Below are 18,910 nucleotides of genomic sequence, written 5' to 3' on the forward strand. Positions count from 1 at the left end.
GAAACAATAGAACAATGAAACGATGAAACAATAGAACAATGAAACAATGAATAGTTATTGAAAAGCAACAGCATTGAAGATAGAGCGGAGAGAGTTTATGAATAAAGGTAGAAGCAGAGGCGGCAAGGGGAGATCGCGCGGCGCGGCGGGTACGAATGCGGCGGCGATTCCAGTAGATGCGCCTTTTCAAAAAAACGAAGAGGTCACGGTCGATATAATCGGCCTGACGCATGATGGTGAAGGGGTAGGCCGCGCTGACGGCTTTACCCTTTTTATTCAGGGAGCGCTCCCTGGTGAACGCGTGCGGGCGAAGGTCATGAAGGTGAAGAAGCAGTATGGATATGCACGGCTTGAAGAGCTGGTGCTTAAGAGTCCATCGCGCGTGGAGCCGCCATGTGACATTTTTAAGGAATGCGGCGGCTGCCAGCTGCAGCATTTCGATTACTCAGCGCAGCTCGAGTGGAAGCGGCAGCATGTCGTGGATAATTTGGTGCGCATTGGGAAGCTGAAAGTGGCTGGAGAGGGCGATGCCGAGGGTGAGGGCATTGTTGTACACAAGACGGTTGGCATGGACGAGCCTTGGCGTTATAGGAATAAAGCTTCGGTACCTGTAGGTTTAAATTCGGATGACGGACAACTAATTGCTGGCTTCTATGCGCGCGGCAGTCACCGAATCATCGACATGGACGATTGTCTCATTGAGCATGAGCACAATGATGAGGTCATTCGCGTCGTGAAGCGCATCGGGCGCGAGCTTGGCGTAGCGCCATATGACGAAACTACGGGCCGCGGCGTGTTGCGCCATGTGATGGCGCGGACTGGCGTTGTGACTGGCGAGATCATGGTTGTGCTTGTAACCAACGGCAAGAAGCTGCCGATGGCGGATCGCTGGGTTGAGCGCATTCGCGAGGAGCTGCCAGGCGTGAAGAGCATCGTTCAAAATGTGAATGAGCGCGACACGAACGTGATTTTCGGCGATGTGACCCACGTCCTATGGGGCAGCGAGGTCATCTATGATGAGCTCGACGGCATTCGCTTCGCCATCTCGGCGAGATCTTTCTATCAGGTGAACCCGATGCAAACGGTGGAGCTATACCGCAAAGCGGTCGAATATGCGGGCTTAACGGGCTCGGAAACCGTCATTGACGCCTATTGCGGCATTGGTACGATCTCGCTGTTCCTCGCTCGTCAGGCGGGCCGCGTCTATGGCGTGGAAATTGTGCCGGAAGCGATTGAGGATGCGGCGCGGAATGCCGAGCTAAACGGCATCACAAACGCGTCGTTTGAAGCTGGACCTGCGGAGGTTGTTATCCCTCGCTGGCGTAAGGAAGGGATTACGGCGGATGTGATCGTCGTCGATCCGCCTCGCAAAGGCTGTGATCCGGCGCTGCTCGAGACGATTCTGGCGATGCAGCCGGAGAGAGTGGTTTATGTGAGCTGTAATCCGTCTACGCTGGCAAGGGACTTGCGGGTGCTAGAGGACGGCGGGTATAAGACGGTTGAGGTGGTACCTGTGGATATGTTCCCGCATACGGTACATGTGGAGACAGTCGTGTGGATAGAATGGGCAACGCCTTAATAGGGTACTTAGGGGCGAAAGCCCCTTTTTTTATTGGTGTAATTAAGCCTCTAAGGTCGAATCTCGCTGTGAAGGCAATTGATGATAGTTAGACCGCCCTCTTGACAACACAACATTAAAACATGCTATTATTAAACCGACAGGCAGTCGGTCGATAACGAGGAGATATAAGAATGAGAGTTGTAAAAGCAGCCGAGGAACGCAAGAACGAAATACTTGACGTGGCGGATGAGCTTTTCAGTCAGAAAGGCTTTGACGGCACGAGTACAAACGATATTCTCGAAAAGGTCGAAATTGCGCGGGGGACGCTGTATTATCACTTCAAGTCGAAGGAGCATATTATGGACGCGCTGATTGAGCGGTATAATGTCCGTCTTTTAGGTGCAGCGCAGAAAATTGCCGAAGACAAGAGTATACCCGTAGTCGAGCGGATAATCCGCGTTGTTATGGCATTGAACTTAAGCGGAGGAAGCAGTAAGGAAATTATGGAGCACATTCACAAGCCGCAGAACGCGCTTTTGCATCAAAAAATACAAAAGGTTATCATCAATGGCATTACGCCGATACTGACGGGAATCATCCGCGAGGGCACGCAGCAGGGACTATTTAACACGCCTTACCCGTATGAGTGCATGGAAATGATTGTTGTATATACGAATACCGTTTTTGATGATGATATGGTTCAAATGACGAACGAAGAGCGGGCTTCCCGCATTCAAGCGTTTGTTTTCAACGCAGAAAGGCTGCTCGGCGCCGAAAGCGGAAGCCTTATGTCCGTTATGCAGATGTTTGGCGGCGGAGAAGGAGGCAACAAATAATAATAGGAAGCGGCCTTACGTCATTCGAGTTTGGGGTTTAAAAAGCATTAAAATAAGAGGTGACATATGTATAACAAAATAATCCGCAACGACATTTTAAAGAGCAAATTGATTACACTGACAACGATGATATTCGTTGCTGCCGCGGCTATGTTGGTTTCGCTCGCGGCGATACTCGCCGTCAATCTCTATGGAGCGCTGGATACGTTGATGACACAAGCGAAAACGCCGCATTTTATGCAGATGCACTCAGGTGAGATTGATACTGCGGAGCTTGCGGCTTTCGCAAAGCAGAACAGCAATGTCGATGAATTTCAGGTGGTTGAATTTCTGAACATTGATGGCGAGCAATTTGTATTTGGTGAAAAATCGCTCGCGAACAGCGTTCAGGACAACGGGCTAAGCGTACAGAGCGAGAAATTCGATTATCTACTAGATCTTGAAGGTAACGTAATTAACGTATCCAACGGCGAGGTTTATGTTCCAGTAAGCTATATGAAGGACAACACCACTAAGGTCGGGGACAAGGCCGTAATAAGTGGAAAAGAATTTACCGTTGCGGGTTTCTTACGCGATTCGACAATGAATTCATCACTCTCCGCTTCAAAGCGATTTCTTGTAAGCAGCAATGATTACGCAGAATTTAAAACCCCTAGCAATCCGGAGTATCTGATTGAGTTCAGATTAAAGGATATGTCAGGGCTAGGCGCATTCGAAACCGCTTATGCCAACGCAGGACTTGAGATGAACGGACCAACGGTTACATATGCTCTTTTCCGAATGATGAATGCAATTTCCGACGGGATGATGATTGGGGTTATCCTTCTGGTAAGCGTGCTTGTCGTTGCCATTTCGTTCATGTGCATACGCTTTACGCTCCTTGCGAAAATCGAAGACGATTACCGTGAAATCGGAGTTATGAAAGCAATAGGGCTGCGCATTTCCGACATCAAGAAGATTTATCTGGTGAAATACGCGGCAATTGCGGCGGCAGGCTCTATTCTTGGTTTTGCTCTTTCGTTTGTTTTCAAAGGCATGCTTCTTAAAAATATACGGCTTTATATGGGGGAAAGCGAAAACTCTTCTTTTGCTTATGTCTTAGGAATCGTCGGCATATTGCTTGTATTCCTTGCGATTATTGCCTATGTTAACGGAGTACTTAGACGATTCCGGAAAATATCCGCCGCCGAAGCCATCCGCTTTGGCACTTCACAGGAAAAGGCAGCGGGTGCAAAACGTTTTACCCTAAGCGGAAACAGGCTGCTTAACACGAATATTTTTCTCGGTATCAAAGATGTTCTCGCAAGGAAAAGACTTTACGCCACAATGCTTGCTGTGCTGGTGATTTCGGCTTTCATCATAATTGTTCCGCAGAACCTGTACAGCTCGATTTCCTCATCAAGCTTCATCAGTTATATGGGGATTGGAAACTACGATCTGCGCATACAGTTGTCCGGCAATATCGACAATGTCGCTGATAAAGTCTCTGAAATCGTAGATACGTTGAAAAGCGATCAAGCCATTTCAAAGGTTGCTGTCCTTACAACAAAAACATTCAAAGCAAAGATGGAAAACGGATCAGAGGAAAATATTAAAATCGAACTCGGCGACCATTCGATATTTCCTATCGCATATACCAAGGGCGAAGCACCTGCCACAGATGACGAAATTGCGCTTTCGACTATATACGCAGATGAGCTGAACCTTATGGTCGGCGATGTCATTACGCTGGTGATTGAGGGACTGGAGAAAGATCTCACAGTAAGCGGAATCTATTCCGACATTACCAACGGCGGCAAAACCGCCAAGGCCGTATTCACCGACCATTCGGCGGGTATTATGTGGAGCATTGTCTCCGCTGAAGTTTCGGATAAATCCCTTGTTGACGCGAAGGTTGCGGAATATGCTGACAAGTTTGATTTTGCAAAGACTTCAGACATTGATGAATTTGTTAAACAGACCCTTGGCTCGACAATAAGCTCCGTCGAAATTGCCTCCAACGCCGCAATTGCTGTTGCGCTGGTGATAACGGTACTAGTTACATTGTTATTTATGAAAATGCTTGTCACAAAGGACAGATATTCCATTACCGTCATGAAAGCGTTCGGCTTTACAAACTCGGATATTAAGGCGCAGTTTGTTTCGCGTTCGATTTTCATTTTGATCATCGGAATTGTTCTCGGCACGCTTCTGGCCAACTCACTCGGAGAGATACTTGCGGGTAAGGTGATCTCTTCGTTCGGAGTATCGAAGTTTAACTTTGCAGTTAATCCGCTTTCGGCGTATCTGCTTAGTCCGCTGATGATGATCTGCGCGGTGCTAATCGCAACTTGGCTCGGCACAGCGCGCGCCGGACAAATCAAAATTTCCGAACATATAAAGGAGTAGACCTATGGAGAAGATACTTATCTGTGATAGAATCGTAAAATCTTTCGGTGAGGGCGATGAAAAACGCAATGTTCTCGACGGAGTGTCCGTTGAAATCAATGAGGGCGAGTTCGTTGCAGTAATGGGACCTTCGGGTTCGGGAAAATCGACGTTGATGTACGCATTGAGCGGAACGGATAACGTGAATGGCGGCAAGGTCGTTTTTGGCGGCAAGGATTTATCGGCGGCCTCTGAGAATGAGCTTTCAGATATACGCAGGACGGTTATGGGATTTGTTTTTCAGCAGCCGACTATGTTGAAAAATCTGAATATCCTCGACAATATCATTCTTACGTCTATGCGCGACAACAGAAAAAACGCAGCAAAAATTTCGGAGAAAGCAAGAGGCCTTATGAAAAGGGTAGGCATTGGAGAACTTGAAGAGCGCAGGATTACACAAGTATCGGGAGGTCAGCTTCAGCGTGCTGGAATTTGCCGTGCGCTTATGAACAGCCCGAAAATCATCTTCGGCGACGAGCCCACGGGTGCACTCAACTCCGTATCCGCGCAGGAGATTATGGACATATTTTCCGAAATCAACGCGGACGGTACTGCGGTTATGCTTGTAACTCACGACGCGAAGGTTGCGGCGCGGACGGAGCGTATTATGTTTATGCACGACGGAAAAATAGTAAGCGAGCTGAAGCTTCCGAAGTTTGACGGGGCGGATATGGATGGCCGGGTCGAAAAAGTAACGGTGAAAATGCGGGAAATCGGAATATGATTATCTCCACCAATAGTTTAAAACAAAACGGCAGAGATGTCGTTTTTTTGTTTTGATTTTGTTACAATGCTCGACGTATATGGAATGTTGCTCACTGTTGGTTAGGTAAGACTAATAGTGTTGAGCTGTATTGGCGGAGTTAGTAAAGAGGGGACTTAAGCTCCATTGAATATCTCCAAGACTTCAAATCGGTAGGTTTATTAATTTTCGTTTTGAATCCTGACATACATGATGTCAGGATTCAAATGTTATGCTTTCAAACAGATGGGCCGATAAGTCGTGGAAGAAGAGGAGTGAAAAGATGAAACTGGATCGCATGCTCGGAATTACGATGGAGCTGCTTACAAGAAGAAGAGTGACGGCAACAGAATTAGCAGCTAGATTCGAGGTTTCCATTCGTACGATTTATCGTGATGTAGATCTGATCAATCAAGCGGGCATACCCGTTGCTTCGTTTACGGGTACTGACGGCGGTTTTGAACTGATGAACGGTTTCTTCTTAACGAAACAGCACTTCTCTGTTGATGATTTTTCGGTCATCTACAATCTTCTTAAGGGCATGGAAGGAGCCATGGGGGGCCAATCCGTCTCGTTAATGCAGAAGCTTTCCAGTCTGCAGCCTGCTCTGTTGAATGGGGGATATCACGATAAGATCATATTTGATATGAGCACATCAGAACGCGAGAAGGAGATTGTTCATCCGCTCCTTCATGCGATCAATCGGACCCGAGTCATTGCATTTTCTTACACAAGCGCAACAGGCACCTTATCTCAAAGAAGGGTGGAGCCAATCAAGTTGTATTGGGAGCGCGGGACATGGTATTTGGAGGGATATTGCTTATCGCATCAAGGGAAACGATTCTTCCGGGTGTCAAGGATCAACGAGTTGGAAGTGTTAAGCGACCATTTTCAACTTAGAGAAATATCCTCTCTTCAGGCTGAGGAAGAGACTCAAGGCGTAAATGCCCATCTTCGTTTTGATTTAACTGCCCAGCCTCGAGTGTTCGAGCAGTTTCAGGGAGAGTGTACGCATCATGGGGATTATATTGACGTACACACGGTTTTCTACTCACAAGAATATGCGATTTCTATAATTCTAAGCTACAGTTCAAAGGTGACTATCATTTCGCCTGATGAGTTGAAGCATGATTTATTGGAAAAAATCAAAGAAATACAAGAGCTTTATAAGCAAATGGGAGGCGGAATTATCAAATGACAATATTAGTAACAGGTGCTACAGGAACGGTAGGAAGACATGTTGTGGATCAACTTGTGCAAAAAGGCGAACAGGTGAGAGCGGTGTCGCGCAATCCGGCAAAAGCGAATTTACCGGAGGGTGTTGAGGTCGTGGCAGGAGATTTGAATGAGCCAGATACGCTGCAAACCGCATTGGAAGGCGTTAATGGATTGTTCTTAATCATTTCCAGCGATGAGGCTAATGCGACGTTGGAAACTCAGCCCAAAGTGATTGAATTGGCGGAGCAAGCCGGTGTAAAACGGGTCGCCGTGTTGGTCGGTTATGAAGAGGGGCCTGTGGAGGAAGCGCTTAAAAATAGTGGGATGGAATGGACACTTGTAAAGCCGGGAGAATTTATGGCCAATATACTTATGGACTGGCGGGATTCGATTCGTTCGGAGGGGGTTGTTCGAGACGCTTTCGGAGACGCGCCGAGTGCCAGAGTCCACGAGGGAGACATTGCCGCCGTCGCTGTTACGGCTCTCACAGAGAATGGTCATCACGGACAAAGTTATATTCTTACAGGTCCGCAGTCTTTTTCGCGTAGAGAAGCGATCCGGACGATTAGTGAAGGGATCGGCAAGGATGTTCAATTTGATGAACTGTCGGAGGAGCAAGCGAGACAAAACTGGAGAGATCAGGGCTACGAAGAAGAGGATATCGACTTTTTTGTCCTTATGGGCAAAAATCCACCCGAAATCGGACACACGGTCGTCCCCACTGTGGAGCAAGTGACAGGACGTCCTGCCAGAACACTCGCGGAATGGGTGTTTGAACATAAAAATGAGTTTTTATAAAAAGTCAAAATTCAAACAAGGTGCCTTGGTTCCAACCAGGGCATTCTTTTATCAAGAGGACAAGGGGGGGATCAGAAATGTCTTATGCGATTGAAATCAATGGCCTCCGAAAATCGTTTAACGATCAAGAGGTGGTCAAAGGCATTCATTTATGCGTCAAAAAAGGGGAACTGTTTGCCCTGCTTGGCCCTAACGGCGCTGGAAAAACAACAACTATAGAGATGCTGTCCACACTTCTTAAGCCGGATGGAGGAACTGCGCTTGTAGCTGGTTATGATGTGGTGAAGCACCCCAAAGAAGTAAGAAAGAAAATAAGCCTGACTGGGCAGTTCGCTGCCCTTGATGAAGGGTTGTCAGGGCTACAAAATTTAATCCTGATTGCCAGACTTTATGGCTTTTCTCCGAAAGAAGCACGTTCTATAGCGGAACAACTGATTCAATCGTTCGCGCTATCGGATGCCAAGGATCGTATGGTTCAGAACTATTCCGGAGGCATGCGCAGACGCTTAGATATTGCCGCCAGCATCGTTACCCTGCCGGAAATTATCTTTCTGGATGAACCGACAACCGGATTAGACCCTCAAAGTCGCATAGGGGTGTGGGAAGTGGTTCGCTCGCTTTTGAAGCAGGGAACGACGGTGTTGCTGACAACCCAATACCTGGAGGAAGCCGATCAGTTGGCTGACAGAATCGCTGTAATCGATAAAGGAAACATTGTTTCCGAAGGGACACCCTCTCAATTGAAGGCATCCATTGGGGGCAAAACGTTAGCGATTCGATTGGCAGAACAGACAGATGAAGCAACCATCAACCGCTTGTTAGCTGATTATCATCATTTGACCGGATTTCAAGGCAATGATCCGCTTGATTATAATATACCGGTGCAAGAAGCCATTCTCGCGAGCCAAGCCATACATACGCTCGTGAGCAATAAAGTTCCGATAGACTACTTTTCGCTAAGTGAGCCAAGTTTGGACGAAGTATTCTTTGCTTTAACTGCCTCTAAACAGAAGAAGGAGGTCGTTCAATGAACAGTACCCCTAACCTAAATGAATCGATGTTGTTACGAAGGTCCGCGCCACGCAGTCCAAATTCCTTAACATCGACAACAATCCTCATGTGGAGAACATGGCAAAATACGAAAAACAATCTTTTTGGATTTGCAATGGATGCCATTCTGACTCCTGTTATGATGCTGCTCATTTTTAATTTTTTGTTCGGTGGCGCCATTGCGGGTTCCACTGAAGCATACATCCAATTTCTGCTGCCGGGCATCCTCGTTCTTACGGTTGTTCCTATGACCGTCTATAGCGGGACAACCTTATGCCAGGACATCTCGAAAGGGGTATACAACCGTTTTCGAACGATGCCTTTTTGGCAGCCGGCCTCCGTGCTCGGACCATTATTGACTGATGGACTAAGATATACAATCGCTTTGCTCGTAGCTTGTGGAACAGGGTTGCTACTCGGTTTCCGCCCGGAGGATGGGATCAAGGGCACAATAATAGCTATCTTGTTTATCATTTTTTTCGCCTTTAGTGTGAGCTGGATTTTTTCAATGATTGGTATCTTGGCCAAACGACCCGAGACGGTATCGGGATCAAGCATGATGTTGGTGTATCCCCTATTGTTTGCGAGCAACATTTTAGTAGACTCTTCAACTATGCCGAAATGGATTGGGGTCATAGTGGATATCAATCCAATCAGCATTGCGGTTGCGACAGTACGAGGACTTATGAATGGTACGGCAAGCACATCGGACATTGCAGCAGGGCTTGGCGTTTGTCTGCTGTTGATCGTCATCTTCGCCCCAATAACGTTGTATTTGTATCTGACTAAAAATAATCGCTAACTTCATTGATGAATGATATAATTGCCTTTTATTTGACCGTTCTAAAAAGCCGACTAATACATTCAACACGATCTTCGGCTTAGCTCAGTTGGGGTTACTTGTATTTAGTATGATCGATGTGTTGGTTATTGTATTATAGATAATAGAATGACTGCCTCAATAGGTATTAATAATATAGAACATAGGAGGATTACATGTCCTGGAGCAAATTGAAGCAGCAACTGGAGAGTTTTCTCTGTCCTGCGTTATATGGAAGGGTCGAATACCGTGCAACCAGCTACCGTTATTTGCCTGACAAACCAGGACTTTGTTATATTGCGGTAGATAAAAAGAACGTGCTCAATATGAGTGATACAACTACCTTAATCAGATGGTATCAGACGGAGCTGGAAATTAAGAATGATTCAGATATCCAAATTCCTATCAGCCATGAAGAAATGGAAGCGGTCAGAAAAGATACCAAGGGGATCGTTCCGGAGGATCGTCTAAAAGTAATTGCAAGAGGTAGAAAAATATCAGTATATGCAAAAGAGCTTATGTCAGCACAGTCATCATTAAGTAAATCAAATTTTGTCGTTGTAGCTAATAAGTTTTTATCCATTTCTATAGAGGAAAGCTTAGAGAGCAATGATATCTTATTGAATATTCTAGCTTTGGTGGACAGACGAGTTGGAAAAAAGCGAATGTTAAACATGACCGAGAAGATGAAGTTAAAGCATCCCATTGTGCAGTATTTTTATGAACTACGGCTTCGTACGTTATGAAAATAAATAACTCCTTCACCGCCAATCGAGAGCTCTGCAAAACGAATACAGGATCTATAAAATGAAACCCAGTGCCTTGATGGTACTGGGTTTGTTGTATATAGGAAGAAAAGTAAAGGGAGATGAGAATGGATTCAAACTCGATTTTGCGTTTAAGAATGGATTGTGGTTCCGTCTGAATGGGCAGACAATTGTGAGTTTTTGCATCCCGATGATACAATTGTGAGAATGCATGATTTATGGGATGTCGGAATCCTTCATTTGAAATACACACAAAGTACACAGCCATTCTCTACAATGGGTAATGGGAAGCGATAAAACATAGAGATGCTGGCGGAAGCGGAGTGCAGCGTAATGAAACGAACGATATTGCTTGTCGAAGACGATATGCTTATGCGCGAGGTGATAACGGACTATTTTAAGAAGGAACAATGGGAAGTGTTTGAAGCGGAGAACGGAAAAATTGCGCTTGAAATATTTGAACAGAACTCCGTTGATTTGGTTGTTCTCGACATTATGATGCCGGAAATCGATGGATGGTCGGTATGCAGGCGCATCAGGGAAAAGTCGGACGTCCCGATTATGATCATGACCGCCCGAGCAGAGGATGACGACCATCTGATGGGGTTTGAGCTTGGCGCTGATGAGTACGTAACGAAGCCGCTAAGTCCAAGGGTATTGGTAGCCCGCGCTACAGCCTTGATGAAGAGAACGGAAGGGACGACGGGGCGCGAGGGGGACACGCTTGTCTTTGGTCAATTAACGGTGAACAGGTCGGCGTATACCGTCTTTGTGGCGGGAACTAAGATCAATTTGTCGCCCAAGGAGTACGATCTGCTTCTCTTTCTCATCAAACATTACGGCAAGGTGCTGCCGCGCGAGTATATTTTGGACGCTGTCTGGGGGTACGATTACTTGGGGGATTTGCGCACGGTGGACACCCATATCAAAAAATTAAGAGCCAAGCTGGGAGACGAAGGACGATCGATAGCCACCGTTATTCGTTCCGGCTATAAATTCGAGACGGAACAATGAAAAGGCAAAGTGTAGCCCTTAAACTGTTCGTTGTCACATCTGTTCTGATCCTGCTTGTGTTCTCCTTATTGCTGCTTGCACAAGGAATGTTTTTCGAGCGGTTTTACCGCATGTCCAAGATTAATGACTTAGAGAAGAGCATGAATCAATTCGTTCAGCAATACAAACAGGCAAAATCGAGTGAACAGCAGGTGTCAAGGCTGCTGGGCGCATTCATGAATGAACATGATACAAGTACAGCCATCCTGAATACCCGCTTTGAACGAACAAGCATAGATCCCTATTTTCTGGAGCTGGAAGCAGGCAGCAAGACGATTACGGTGCGGATCTCCGAAGAGGGCATGACAGTGGATGAGATCCCGAAAGAGATACAAATCGGAGAAACGCTGGTCGTCGACGGGATCTTCATGGATGAGGAAGATACCATTATGCTGCCCGTTGTTATTCAGCAGACCGATGCCGCTCTTAAAGAGGGCTTGGTACGTGTGCAAGGGGTGGTAACGCATCTTATGCTGCCGGAGCAGCGGTCATACAATCCTCTCTATCAGGATGCTCTTGTCGATGATGCGCTTCTGGACTTGACTCCTCAAGCTGAACAATGGCAGTCTCGTCTGGGTAACGATTCGGTCATACAGCTGGAATGGCAGGACAAATGGAGTGGCATCCCATATACGATTCTCATACGACAGCTATCAGTTGGCAGCAAGGGGAATGCTTATTTATTCGTTATGACCTCTATGCAGCCAGTCGGGGAAGCTGTTGGCGTTCTTAAGCAATATGTCGTTTATTTGGCGCCGGTTATCGTTCTCCTTGCGATTATTCTGTCGTTGATTTATTCCAGAATTGTCTCCCGCCCCTTGGTGCTGCTGAGCCGTTCGGCAGCGCGTCTTGCCAAGCTGGACTTTACGGAGCAGCCGACCATCCATTCGAAGGATGAATTCGGGGAGCTGTCCAGAAGCATGGTTGCGATGTCCCGGAATCTGGATATAGCCATGCAGGAGCTGACTCATGCGAATGTGAGGCTGCAGGAGGATGTGGAGGAGAAGCAGCGGTCCGAGCAGCTCCGCAAAGAGCTGATCGCGAACATTTCCCATGAGTTGAAAACTCCTCTAGGGATTGTGAAAGGCTTTGCGGAAGGACTGCAGGATGAGGTGGCAAGCGAAAAAAGAGAGCGTTATTTGGCCCTCATCGTCAATGAAACGGATCGGATGAATGCATTAATTATGGATATGCTGGAGCTGTCCAAATTCGAAGCCAAGGCCATCCAGCTGCAGCCAAGAAGCATTGCTCTGGCAAGCTTTATTCAGAGGGTTGGCGATTCATTCGCTCAGCAGCTCGAGATGAAGCAGCTTCAATTGCGGATAAACGCGAATGAAGAGGAAGGGCTGTACGTACAGGCTGATCCTAGACGACTTGAACAGGTCATTTTAAATTTCATGAGCAACGCCATCCGGCATGCCGTGGAGAACAGCACCATTACGATCGACATCCAGCGAATGCCACTCGGGAAAGTGACAACCGTCATCGAAAATAGGGGACCAGCTATTCCTAAAGAGGATATCAGCCGGATCTGGGATCATTTTTACCGGGCGGAGCGTTCACGGGATCGTAAAACCGGAGGTACGGGTCTGGGACTCGCTATTATCAAGCACATTCTAGAGCTTCATGGCAGCGAGTATGGCGTGACGAACACGAAGCAAGGCGTAGCATTCTCTTTTACATTAGATGAAAGCGGAGGAACAACCCATGACTAAACCAAAATATATTTATTTGATTTCAGCTCTGTTCGTACTGCTGCTAGCGAGCGCATGCGGCAATCAATCGGGCAACGGAGCACCAAATTCGGTCGCTACGGAGGAAGATGCTGCATCTCCTGTCACCACTGAAGCACCGGATACGGATACGTCTGAAACGAAGCCGGAGAACGAAACATCCGGCGACAACTCAGATGAAGCGGACGCTGTCTCCGACAAGAAAATATTAATTGTCATTGACCAGACGGAGAAGCCGATTGAGGGCAACAGCTTCGATTTCACGGTAAAGCAGCTTCCGGAAGGATACATGCTAGCCGAAATGCAGTGGGTGTCCAAGGAGAACCTGATCGTTAATTCGGTTAAAGAAGCCATTGAACATGGAGGAAGCGGTGGAGATGGCTTCTATATTAGCGGCGATGGGCAATTCTCAGGCTTCTTTTACCCGGATACGATGAAGGGCGAGAAAGGGCAGGTTGTGTTCTTGTTCAAGGATGAGCAAGGCAAGGAGTTAACGTGGAAAAAGGAAATGACTTTGAAGTAAACGTTTCCAATCAATGAATGAGGCTGCTGCTGGATAGGGGAGTGCTGCGAAGCTTCATGTGGCCTTGATCTAATTTTGCACGCGTTCATGATTCATCGGTATTGCACTTACGATTTAGTTCTCTGCCCCTACCTGAAAAGGATCGGCCCTTAGGCTGGTCCTTTTCTTTGCTTGCAACAATCTTCACGTTATCTTACCTGAAGATCATAAAAGTGGTTGACAGCGAAATAGGTGTCAAATATATTACATATAGAAATAGTAGGAATTAATAATGGATGATCACTATTTGAACTTTTCAAACCAGCAACAGGAGGAGCCGACAATGAAAAGAGCACTAATCGGTATGATGATTTTGGTTTTGGCAGTGCTAAGCGCATGCAGCTTTTCGTCCGAGAAGCCCGCCGACAGCGTAGAATTGGCCGACGCGAATCAGCCAGCGAACATTGTGGTTGGCGGTAAACCGTTCACCGAGCAATTAATCCTGGTGGAAATCATGGCGCAACTTCTGGATGCTAAGACGGATCATCATATTTCCACGAAAGAAGGACTAGGCATCTCCCATGTACTCCTGCAAGCTTTGAAAGACGACGACATTCAGGTTTATGCCGACTATACCGGGACGGGATACATTCACATTCTGCAAAATGAGCTCCAGCCGGATGACACCCCGGCTACGGTCTATGAGAAAGTAAAAAAAGGCTACGAGGAGAAATATGGATTAACATGGCTGAAGCCTATGCCATTCTCTAATACGTTCACCCTGATCATCAAAAAAGAAACAGCGGAAAAATTGAAGGTGAAAACGTTCAGTGATCTGGTTCAGCATTCGCGGAATATGGTGCTAGGTACCGATGATCAATTTTTTAAGCGCGGTGACGGATATAAGGGAATGGCAGAAATCTATGGTTTTGAATTCAAGGGGCGCAAGGAAATGGATAACGGGATCGCTTATCAGGCGCTCCAAGACGGCCAAATCGACGTGCTTGTCGGCTACGCAACGGATGGCCGGATTCCCGGGCTGAATCTTATCACTCTGGAAGACGACAAACAATATTTTCCTCCGTATTTTCCTGCTCCGATCCTTAAACAGGACTTCCTGGCAAAGTATCCGGAGGTCGGCGAAACATTGAACCTGCTTGCAGACAGGCTGGATCAGGTTACGATGGCCGGACTGAACGCCAAAGTAGATAACGACAAAATGAAGCCGAAGGATGTCGCCAAGCAGTTCCTTGAAAGCTCTGGTCTTCTCAAATAAGCATAGGAAAGAGAGGCATTGCCCGTCATGAAAATAATAGATCTCTCCTTAATCATTGATGAGGAAACGAAATATGCCGGATTCCCTAGAAGCCTTGTGTACGGCGAAGAGGAATCGTCTACAAAGATAGTGGAAGTCGCATCACTCAAGAAAAACAAAGTTCAGTCCCATAATTTCACGATGTGCACGCAGCACTTTACCCACTACGACGCTCCCGCGCATTTTTTGGAGGGCGGATTGCAAAATCATGAAGTGCCGCTGGATTCATTCATCGGCGAGGCGGTAATGGTAGATATGCTGCATAAAGAACCGGGCTCTTATGTGACGGCGGAAGATTTAATGCAATCCGGTGCCGACATCCGCGAGGGCGACATTGTCGTCATTCGGACGGGTTGGACGGATAAAGCATGGGGGACATTCCGGTTCTGGGATGAAATGATCGGGCTATCGACGGATGCCGCTGAATGGCTGAAGGAGAAGAAGATCAAATCCGTTGCGGGCGATTTCATGCTGTGCGATTCGCCGCTGCATCCTCCGGATGGGCGGGTATGGAGCAGCGAGGATTGGAGCCCGAATCACTTCACGTTTCTCGAGGAAAACATCGTCATGCTGGAATGGTTGACGAATCTGGGTCGTATTACCCAGCCCCGATTTTTGTTCGGCTGTGTGCCGATCAAGCTGAAAGGCACCGACGGAGCGCCGTGCCGCGCTTTCGCGATTGAAGGATTGATTGATAAACCGGCAGTGCGAGTGAAATAATACTTCTTAGCATGACTTAACAATCAAAAGAAGACGCTTGGGAATCGCTCTCCGGCGCGTCTTATTTTGTTTCTTTCGATCATGGAAGCGGGTTATGGGTTGACATTTCGACAGGTAGTAACTACAATGGTTACAACGGTGGTGATGCGAAGTGAAACAGATTAGTAGCAGATTTTCCATTGCTGTCCACATCCTATCTCTAATCGCCGTTAGCCCCAAAGATTGTACCGGCGATTACATTGCAGGCAGCGTAAATACGAATCCCGTAATCATCCGCAGAATAATGGGGATGCTGAAGAAGGCGGGGTTGATAGACATTCGTCCAGGAGTAGGGGGCGCTTCCTTGCTGAAGGATCGGGATCAGATAACGCTTCTGGATGTTTACCACGCAGTGGAAGTCATCGATGACGGTCAACTGTTTAATTTTCACGATGAACCGAATCCGAATTGCCCGGTTGGCCGGAATATTGAAGCCGCTCTTCGTTTTGAAATGAAGGAAGCCCAATCCGCGATGGAACAAAGACTGGCTCAAGTGACCTTAAGTCAGCTGGCAGCAAAATTTGTGTAATAAAAAGCTCATAGAGCTTTTTTTATGCCGTCGTTGTAACCAAAATCATTATAACGACGAGTAATCATAAATGAAAACAAAATGGAGGAATTTATATGAAAATTTTAGTAACGGGTGTAACAGGAAAATTGGGATCAATCGTAATAGAAACGTTATTGGAAACCGTGCCTGCCAAAGATCTAGCAGTCAGCGTTCGCAACCCAGAGAAAGCGGAAAGCCTCCGTGCCCGCGGCGTAGACGTGCGTCATGGGGATTTTGACCAACCGGAGACGCTGGACAAAGCATTCGCGGGTATCGACCGCCTCTTGATCGTATCCACAGACGGTGACAACGAAACGCGGATTCGCCAGCATACCGCCGCTGTATCAGCAGCTCAGCGCGCTAATGTTGGTTTCATAGCGTATACGAGCCTAGGAAATGCAAGCGAAAATCCGATTTTTCTTGCGCCGGTGCATCGTGCCACTGAGGAAGCCATTAAAAACACAGGCATTCCTTATTCCTTCCTTCGTAATAACTGGTATTTGGAGAATGAGATAAGCAGCATCCAAGCGGTCCTTGGCGGAGCGCCATGGTTAACGTCGGCGGGATCCGGCAAAGTAGGCTGGGCGACCCGTCGCGATTACGCACAGGCAGCTGCAGCAGTTCTGGCTGGCGAAGGCCATGATAATACCGTTTATGAGCTGTCCGGCAAGCCTATTACACAAGAAGAGTTGGCTTCCATCCTTGCCGGCGTCTTGGGCCGGGAAGTTCCCGTTCAGCAAGTGGATGACGCCACTTATGCCAGCATCATGGGCAGCGCAGGCGTACCTGAGCCGGTCGTTCCGATTTTGGTTGGCATTCAGAGCGCGATTCGCGATGGCGCATTGGAAGTGGAGAGCAATGATTTTCAGAAGCTGCTAGGACGTCCAGCTACGCCGATCGAAGAGGCACTCCGTCAAATCGTCAACGAAATTCAGTCTTAATAAGCGCGTGAAACAAGCAAAGAGGTTGTCCAGAAGGTCTAATGTGACCGGAGGGATAGCCTCTTTTTTATGTGAGTGTAGCAAATCTGGATAGTCGGTTTTTTTGCTGTTCGAACAGTCACAATAAAATTTCAAAATTTCCATTAAGTTGGAGAATTTCTATGTTATTATTTGGATATTAAATCGTTCTGGTTAGGTTATTCAGTATGATTGAACGGAAAGGATGATCAGGATTGGACCTGCTTAACAGCGTTAAATGGATAGAAAAAGATGAAGTGCTAGATGATTTATTAAATCATGAAGATAGTTTAACGCTGCATCCCATAGATCAAGGTTATGAGGCTGAGGTCCTGAGGATCAGTTCAAATAATGCGCGCTTTGTATTGAAGGTATGGAATAAAAGCTCCAAGCCAGATGTTAGATTCCAGTTTCGCTTGCTGCATGAACTTCATGAACGGGGATTATCCGTCTCTAGGCCGCTGGGCTGGGGGAACAATTTAAGCGGAGAAATGGTGTTATTAACAAGCTTTGACGGCACGCCGGTACATAAAGTAGATGGCAAGAAAATGGCGGATATTGCAAATATTTTAGCTAGCATCCATCAAATTAACATAGAAGAAATGGTAAAATTACATCTTCCTAAGCATGATTTCACCGATTACTTTTTTCCCGGGGCAAGAGAACAGCATTTGGACATTTATCAAGCTGTAGTGCCCCTTGTTCAAAAAACGCCTATCAAGCATGAACATTTAATTCACGGTGATTTCCATTTAGCTAACATTTTAGAGGAAAATGGCCGATACACCGTAATCGATTGGACGAACGGACAATTAGGGGACCCTAGATATGATTTTGCTTGGTCGCTTATTCTAAAAAAAATATATATTTCTGAGCGATATGCCGAAGTGTTTCGTTCCGCTTATCTATTGGAAAATGATATTTTGCAGGAAGAACTAGAAGTTTTTGAAGCGCTGGCTTGTCTCCGATGGATTTTGCTTAATAGAAACGGTGGTACACCCAAAGGGCCTAACACGATAGAGAGAGTACAAGGTTTAATTACAAACAATCCATTTCTAAAAGAGCTGGAATTAGAGATTTTCCAATAAAAGAAAATAGGGGGCAGTAACGGAATGAACATTGAAGTTGAAGCTGTTTTTAAGCAATTTCCGATCCTGCATTCAGATGCATTTGTACTTAAGAAGATTGAATTTGATCATCTGGATGAAGTTTTCGAAATCTATAGCAATGACAAAGTATTTGAATACTGCGGCATTATACCCAAACACAATATAGATACGGTGAAAAACATGATAGGGCATTTTGAGAGAGACTATAATAAACGGGCAAGGGTCAAATGGGGGATATTCGCCAAACATGAAAATGATAGATTGCTTGGCATTATTGAAGCTTTCGATTTTAATCAAAAGGTAAACATGGTGACGATTGGCTACTTTCTGGCGGAATCGCATTGGGGAAGAGGAATTGCCACTGAAGCGGTAAAAATATTAGTCGATTTTTTGTATAAGGACGTCAACGTCAACAGAATTCAGGCGGAGGTGATGCCTCTAAATGACCCTTCCAAGAAGGTATTGCTGAAAAACGGCTTCATCAAAGAAGGAATGCTACGACAAGCGACAGTATGGTCAGGCAAAGGAATCGTTGATTTAGAAATTTACAGTATTTTAAAAGAAGACTATGTTAAATAATTAGCGAGCTGCTTTATCTTCAATATTCGAGCAGGATATTTGAATGAAACAACATGGGAAACCATTTTTACCGTTAAAGTTAGTGTAGACATGAATAAAATAAATGTGTTACATTTACTAAAAAGACAAAAT

At 46.4% G+C, this 18,910-nt stretch carries 18 protein-coding genes; all 18 read left to right on the forward strand.

Annotated elements, in window-relative coordinates:
• Positions 1-97: 97 nt before the first annotated feature.
• Positions 98-1,579, forward strand: coding sequence for a 23S rRNA (uracil(1939)-C(5))-methyltransferase RlmD (rlmD, locus tag HI950_RS16780; protein ID WP_169089738.1), 1,482 nt, complete (start codon positions 98-100; stop codon positions 1,577-1,579).
• A 173-nt stretch (positions 1,580-1,752) separates the two neighbouring features.
• Entirely contained in the window at positions 1,753-2,397 is a 645-nt protein-coding gene (locus HI950_RS16785; protein ID WP_169089740.1) for a TetR/AcrR family transcriptional regulator, read from the forward strand.
• A 66-nt stretch (positions 2,398-2,463) separates the two neighbouring features.
• The gene (locus HI950_RS16790; protein WP_169089742.1) at positions 2,464-4,785 is read left to right on the forward strand and encodes an ABC transporter permease; all 2,322 of its coding nucleotides are present in this window, start codon (positions 2,464-2,466) and stop codon (positions 4,783-4,785) included.
• 4 nt (positions 4,786-4,789) lie between these two features.
• On the forward strand, positions 4,790-5,548 hold the full coding sequence (locus HI950_RS16795) for an ABC transporter ATP-binding protein (protein ID WP_169089744.1): 759 nt from the start codon (positions 4,790-4,792) through the stop codon (positions 5,546-5,548).
• Between the two features lie 301 nt (positions 5,549-5,849).
• Positions 5,850-6,764: a helix-turn-helix transcriptional regulator gene (locus HI950_RS16800; RefSeq protein WP_169089746.1), complete on the forward strand. Its 915-nt coding sequence runs from the start codon at positions 5,850-5,852 to the stop codon at positions 6,762-6,764.
• A complete protein-coding gene (locus HI950_RS16805; RefSeq protein ID WP_169089748.1) occupies positions 6,761-7,582 on the forward strand; it encodes an NAD(P)H-binding protein in 822 nt (273 codons plus the stop codon). The genes HI950_RS16800 and HI950_RS16805 overlap by 4 nt, the downstream gene beginning before the upstream one ends.
• Positions 7,583-7,659: 77 nt before the next feature.
• On the forward strand, positions 7,660-8,613 hold the full coding sequence (locus HI950_RS16810) for an ATP-binding cassette domain-containing protein (protein ID WP_169089751.1): 954 nt from the start codon (positions 7,660-7,662) through the stop codon (positions 8,611-8,613).
• The gene (locus HI950_RS16815) at positions 8,610-9,434 is read left to right on the forward strand and encodes an ABC transporter permease (protein ID WP_223285324.1); all 825 of its coding nucleotides are present in this window, start codon (positions 8,610-8,612) and stop codon (positions 9,432-9,434) included. The genes HI950_RS16810 and HI950_RS16815 overlap by 4 nt, the downstream gene beginning before the upstream one ends.
• Before the next feature lie 194 nt (positions 9,435-9,628).
• Entirely contained in the window at positions 9,629-10,198 is a 570-nt protein-coding gene (locus tag HI950_RS16820) for an SF0329 family protein (RefSeq protein ID WP_169089753.1), read from the forward strand.
• 354 nt (positions 10,199-10,552) lie between these two features.
• Positions 10,553-11,233 carry a response regulator transcription factor gene (locus tag HI950_RS16825; protein WP_169089755.1) on the forward strand — a complete coding sequence of 227 codons (681 nt, stop codon included), beginning with the start codon at positions 10,553-10,555 and terminating at the stop codon, positions 11,231-11,233.
• Positions 11,230-12,987: a sensor histidine kinase gene (locus HI950_RS16830; RefSeq protein ID WP_169089757.1), complete on the forward strand. Its 1,758-nt coding sequence runs from the start codon at positions 11,230-11,232 to the stop codon at positions 12,985-12,987. Before HI950_RS16825 ends, HI950_RS16830 begins: the two co-directional genes overlap by 4 nt.
• Entirely contained in the window at positions 12,980-13,528 is a 549-nt protein-coding gene (locus tag HI950_RS16835) for a hypothetical protein (protein ID WP_169089759.1), read from the forward strand. The genes HI950_RS16830 and HI950_RS16835 overlap by 8 nt, the downstream gene beginning before the upstream one ends.
• Before the next feature lie 322 nt (positions 13,529-13,850).
• The gene (locus HI950_RS16840) at positions 13,851-14,783 is read left to right on the forward strand and encodes an ABC transporter substrate-binding protein (RefSeq protein WP_169089761.1); all 933 of its coding nucleotides are present in this window, start codon (positions 13,851-13,853) and stop codon (positions 14,781-14,783) included.
• A 27-nt stretch (positions 14,784-14,810) separates the two neighbouring features.
• Positions 14,811-15,542, forward strand: a complete 732-nt coding sequence (locus HI950_RS16845) for a cyclase family protein (protein ID WP_169089763.1) — start codon at positions 14,811-14,813, stop codon at positions 15,540-15,542.
• A 151-nt stretch (positions 15,543-15,693) separates the two neighbouring features.
• Complete coding sequence (locus tag HI950_RS16850) at positions 15,694-16,110, forward strand: Rrf2 family transcriptional regulator (protein WP_169089765.1); 417 nt, start codon at positions 15,694-15,696, stop codon at positions 16,108-16,110.
• A 95-nt stretch (positions 16,111-16,205) separates the two neighbouring features.
• On the forward strand, positions 16,206-17,072 hold the full coding sequence (locus tag HI950_RS16855; protein WP_169089768.1) for an SDR family oxidoreductase: 867 nt from the start codon (positions 16,206-16,208) through the stop codon (positions 17,070-17,072).
• Positions 17,073-17,305: 233 nt separating this feature from the next.
• On the forward strand, positions 17,306-18,178 hold the full coding sequence (locus HI950_RS16860; protein WP_169089771.1) for an aminoglycoside phosphotransferase family protein: 873 nt from the start codon (positions 17,306-17,308) through the stop codon (positions 18,176-18,178).
• Between the two features lie 30 nt (positions 18,179-18,208).
• Positions 18,209-18,778, forward strand: coding sequence for a GNAT family N-acetyltransferase (locus HI950_RS16865; protein WP_411268103.1), 570 nt, complete (start codon positions 18,209-18,211; stop codon positions 18,776-18,778).
• Positions 18,779-18,910 lie beyond the last annotated feature (132 nt).

The organism is Paenibacillus sp. PL91 (genome assembly GCF_012935325.2).
In the GTDB taxonomy this organism is placed as follows: domain Bacteria; phylum Bacillota; class Bacilli; order Paenibacillales; family Paenibacillaceae; genus Pristimantibacillus.

What these genes read in the sequence shown, in the direction of transcription:
- HI950_RS16795 (WP_169089744.1), top strand. Translation starts at nt 4,790, where the DNA reads ATGGAGAAGATACTTATCTGTGATAGAATCGTAAAATCTTTCGGTGAG.
- HI950_RS16855 (WP_169089768.1), top strand. Translation starts at nt 16,206, where the DNA reads ATGAAAATTTTAGTAACGGGTGTAACAGGAAAATTGGGATCAATCGTA.
- HI950_RS16820 (WP_169089753.1), top strand. Translation starts at nt 9,629, where the DNA reads ATGTCCTGGAGCAAATTGAAGCAGCAACTGGAGAGTTTTCTCTGTCCT.
- HI950_RS16815 (WP_223285324.1), top strand. Translation starts at nt 8,610, where the DNA reads ATGAACAGTACCCCTAACCTAAATGAATCGATGTTGTTACGAAGGTCC.
- HI950_RS16800 (WP_169089746.1), top strand. Translation starts at nt 5,850, where the DNA reads ATGAAACTGGATCGCATGCTCGGAATTACGATGGAGCTGCTTACAAGA.
- HI950_RS16805 (WP_169089748.1), top strand. Translation starts at nt 6,761, where the DNA reads ATGACAATATTAGTAACAGGTGCTACAGGAACGGTAGGAAGACATGTT.
- HI950_RS16835 (WP_169089759.1), top strand. Translation starts at nt 12,980, where the DNA reads ATGACTAAACCAAAATATATTTATTTGATTTCAGCTCTGTTCGTACTG.
- HI950_RS16845 (WP_169089763.1), top strand. Translation starts at nt 14,811, where the DNA reads ATGAAAATAATAGATCTCTCCTTAATCATTGATGAGGAAACGAAATAT.
- HI950_RS16825 (WP_169089755.1), top strand. Translation starts at nt 10,553, where the DNA reads ATGAAACGAACGATATTGCTTGTCGAAGACGATATGCTTATGCGCGAG.
- HI950_RS16830 (WP_169089757.1), top strand. Translation starts at nt 11,230, where the DNA reads ATGAAAAGGCAAAGTGTAGCCCTTAAACTGTTCGTTGTCACATCTGTT.
- HI950_RS16840 (WP_169089761.1), top strand. Translation starts at nt 13,851, where the DNA reads ATGAAAAGAGCACTAATCGGTATGATGATTTTGGTTTTGGCAGTGCTA.
- rlmD (WP_169089738.1), top strand. Translation starts at nt 98, where the DNA reads ATGAATAAAGGTAGAAGCAGAGGCGGCAAGGGGAGATCGCGCGGCGCG.
- HI950_RS16785 (WP_169089740.1), top strand. Translation starts at nt 1,753, where the DNA reads ATGAGAGTTGTAAAAGCAGCCGAGGAACGCAAGAACGAAATACTTGAC.
- HI950_RS16790 (WP_169089742.1), top strand. Translation starts at nt 2,464, where the DNA reads ATGTATAACAAAATAATCCGCAACGACATTTTAAAGAGCAAATTGATT.
- HI950_RS16810 (WP_169089751.1), top strand. Translation starts at nt 7,660, where the DNA reads ATGTCTTATGCGATTGAAATCAATGGCCTCCGAAAATCGTTTAACGAT.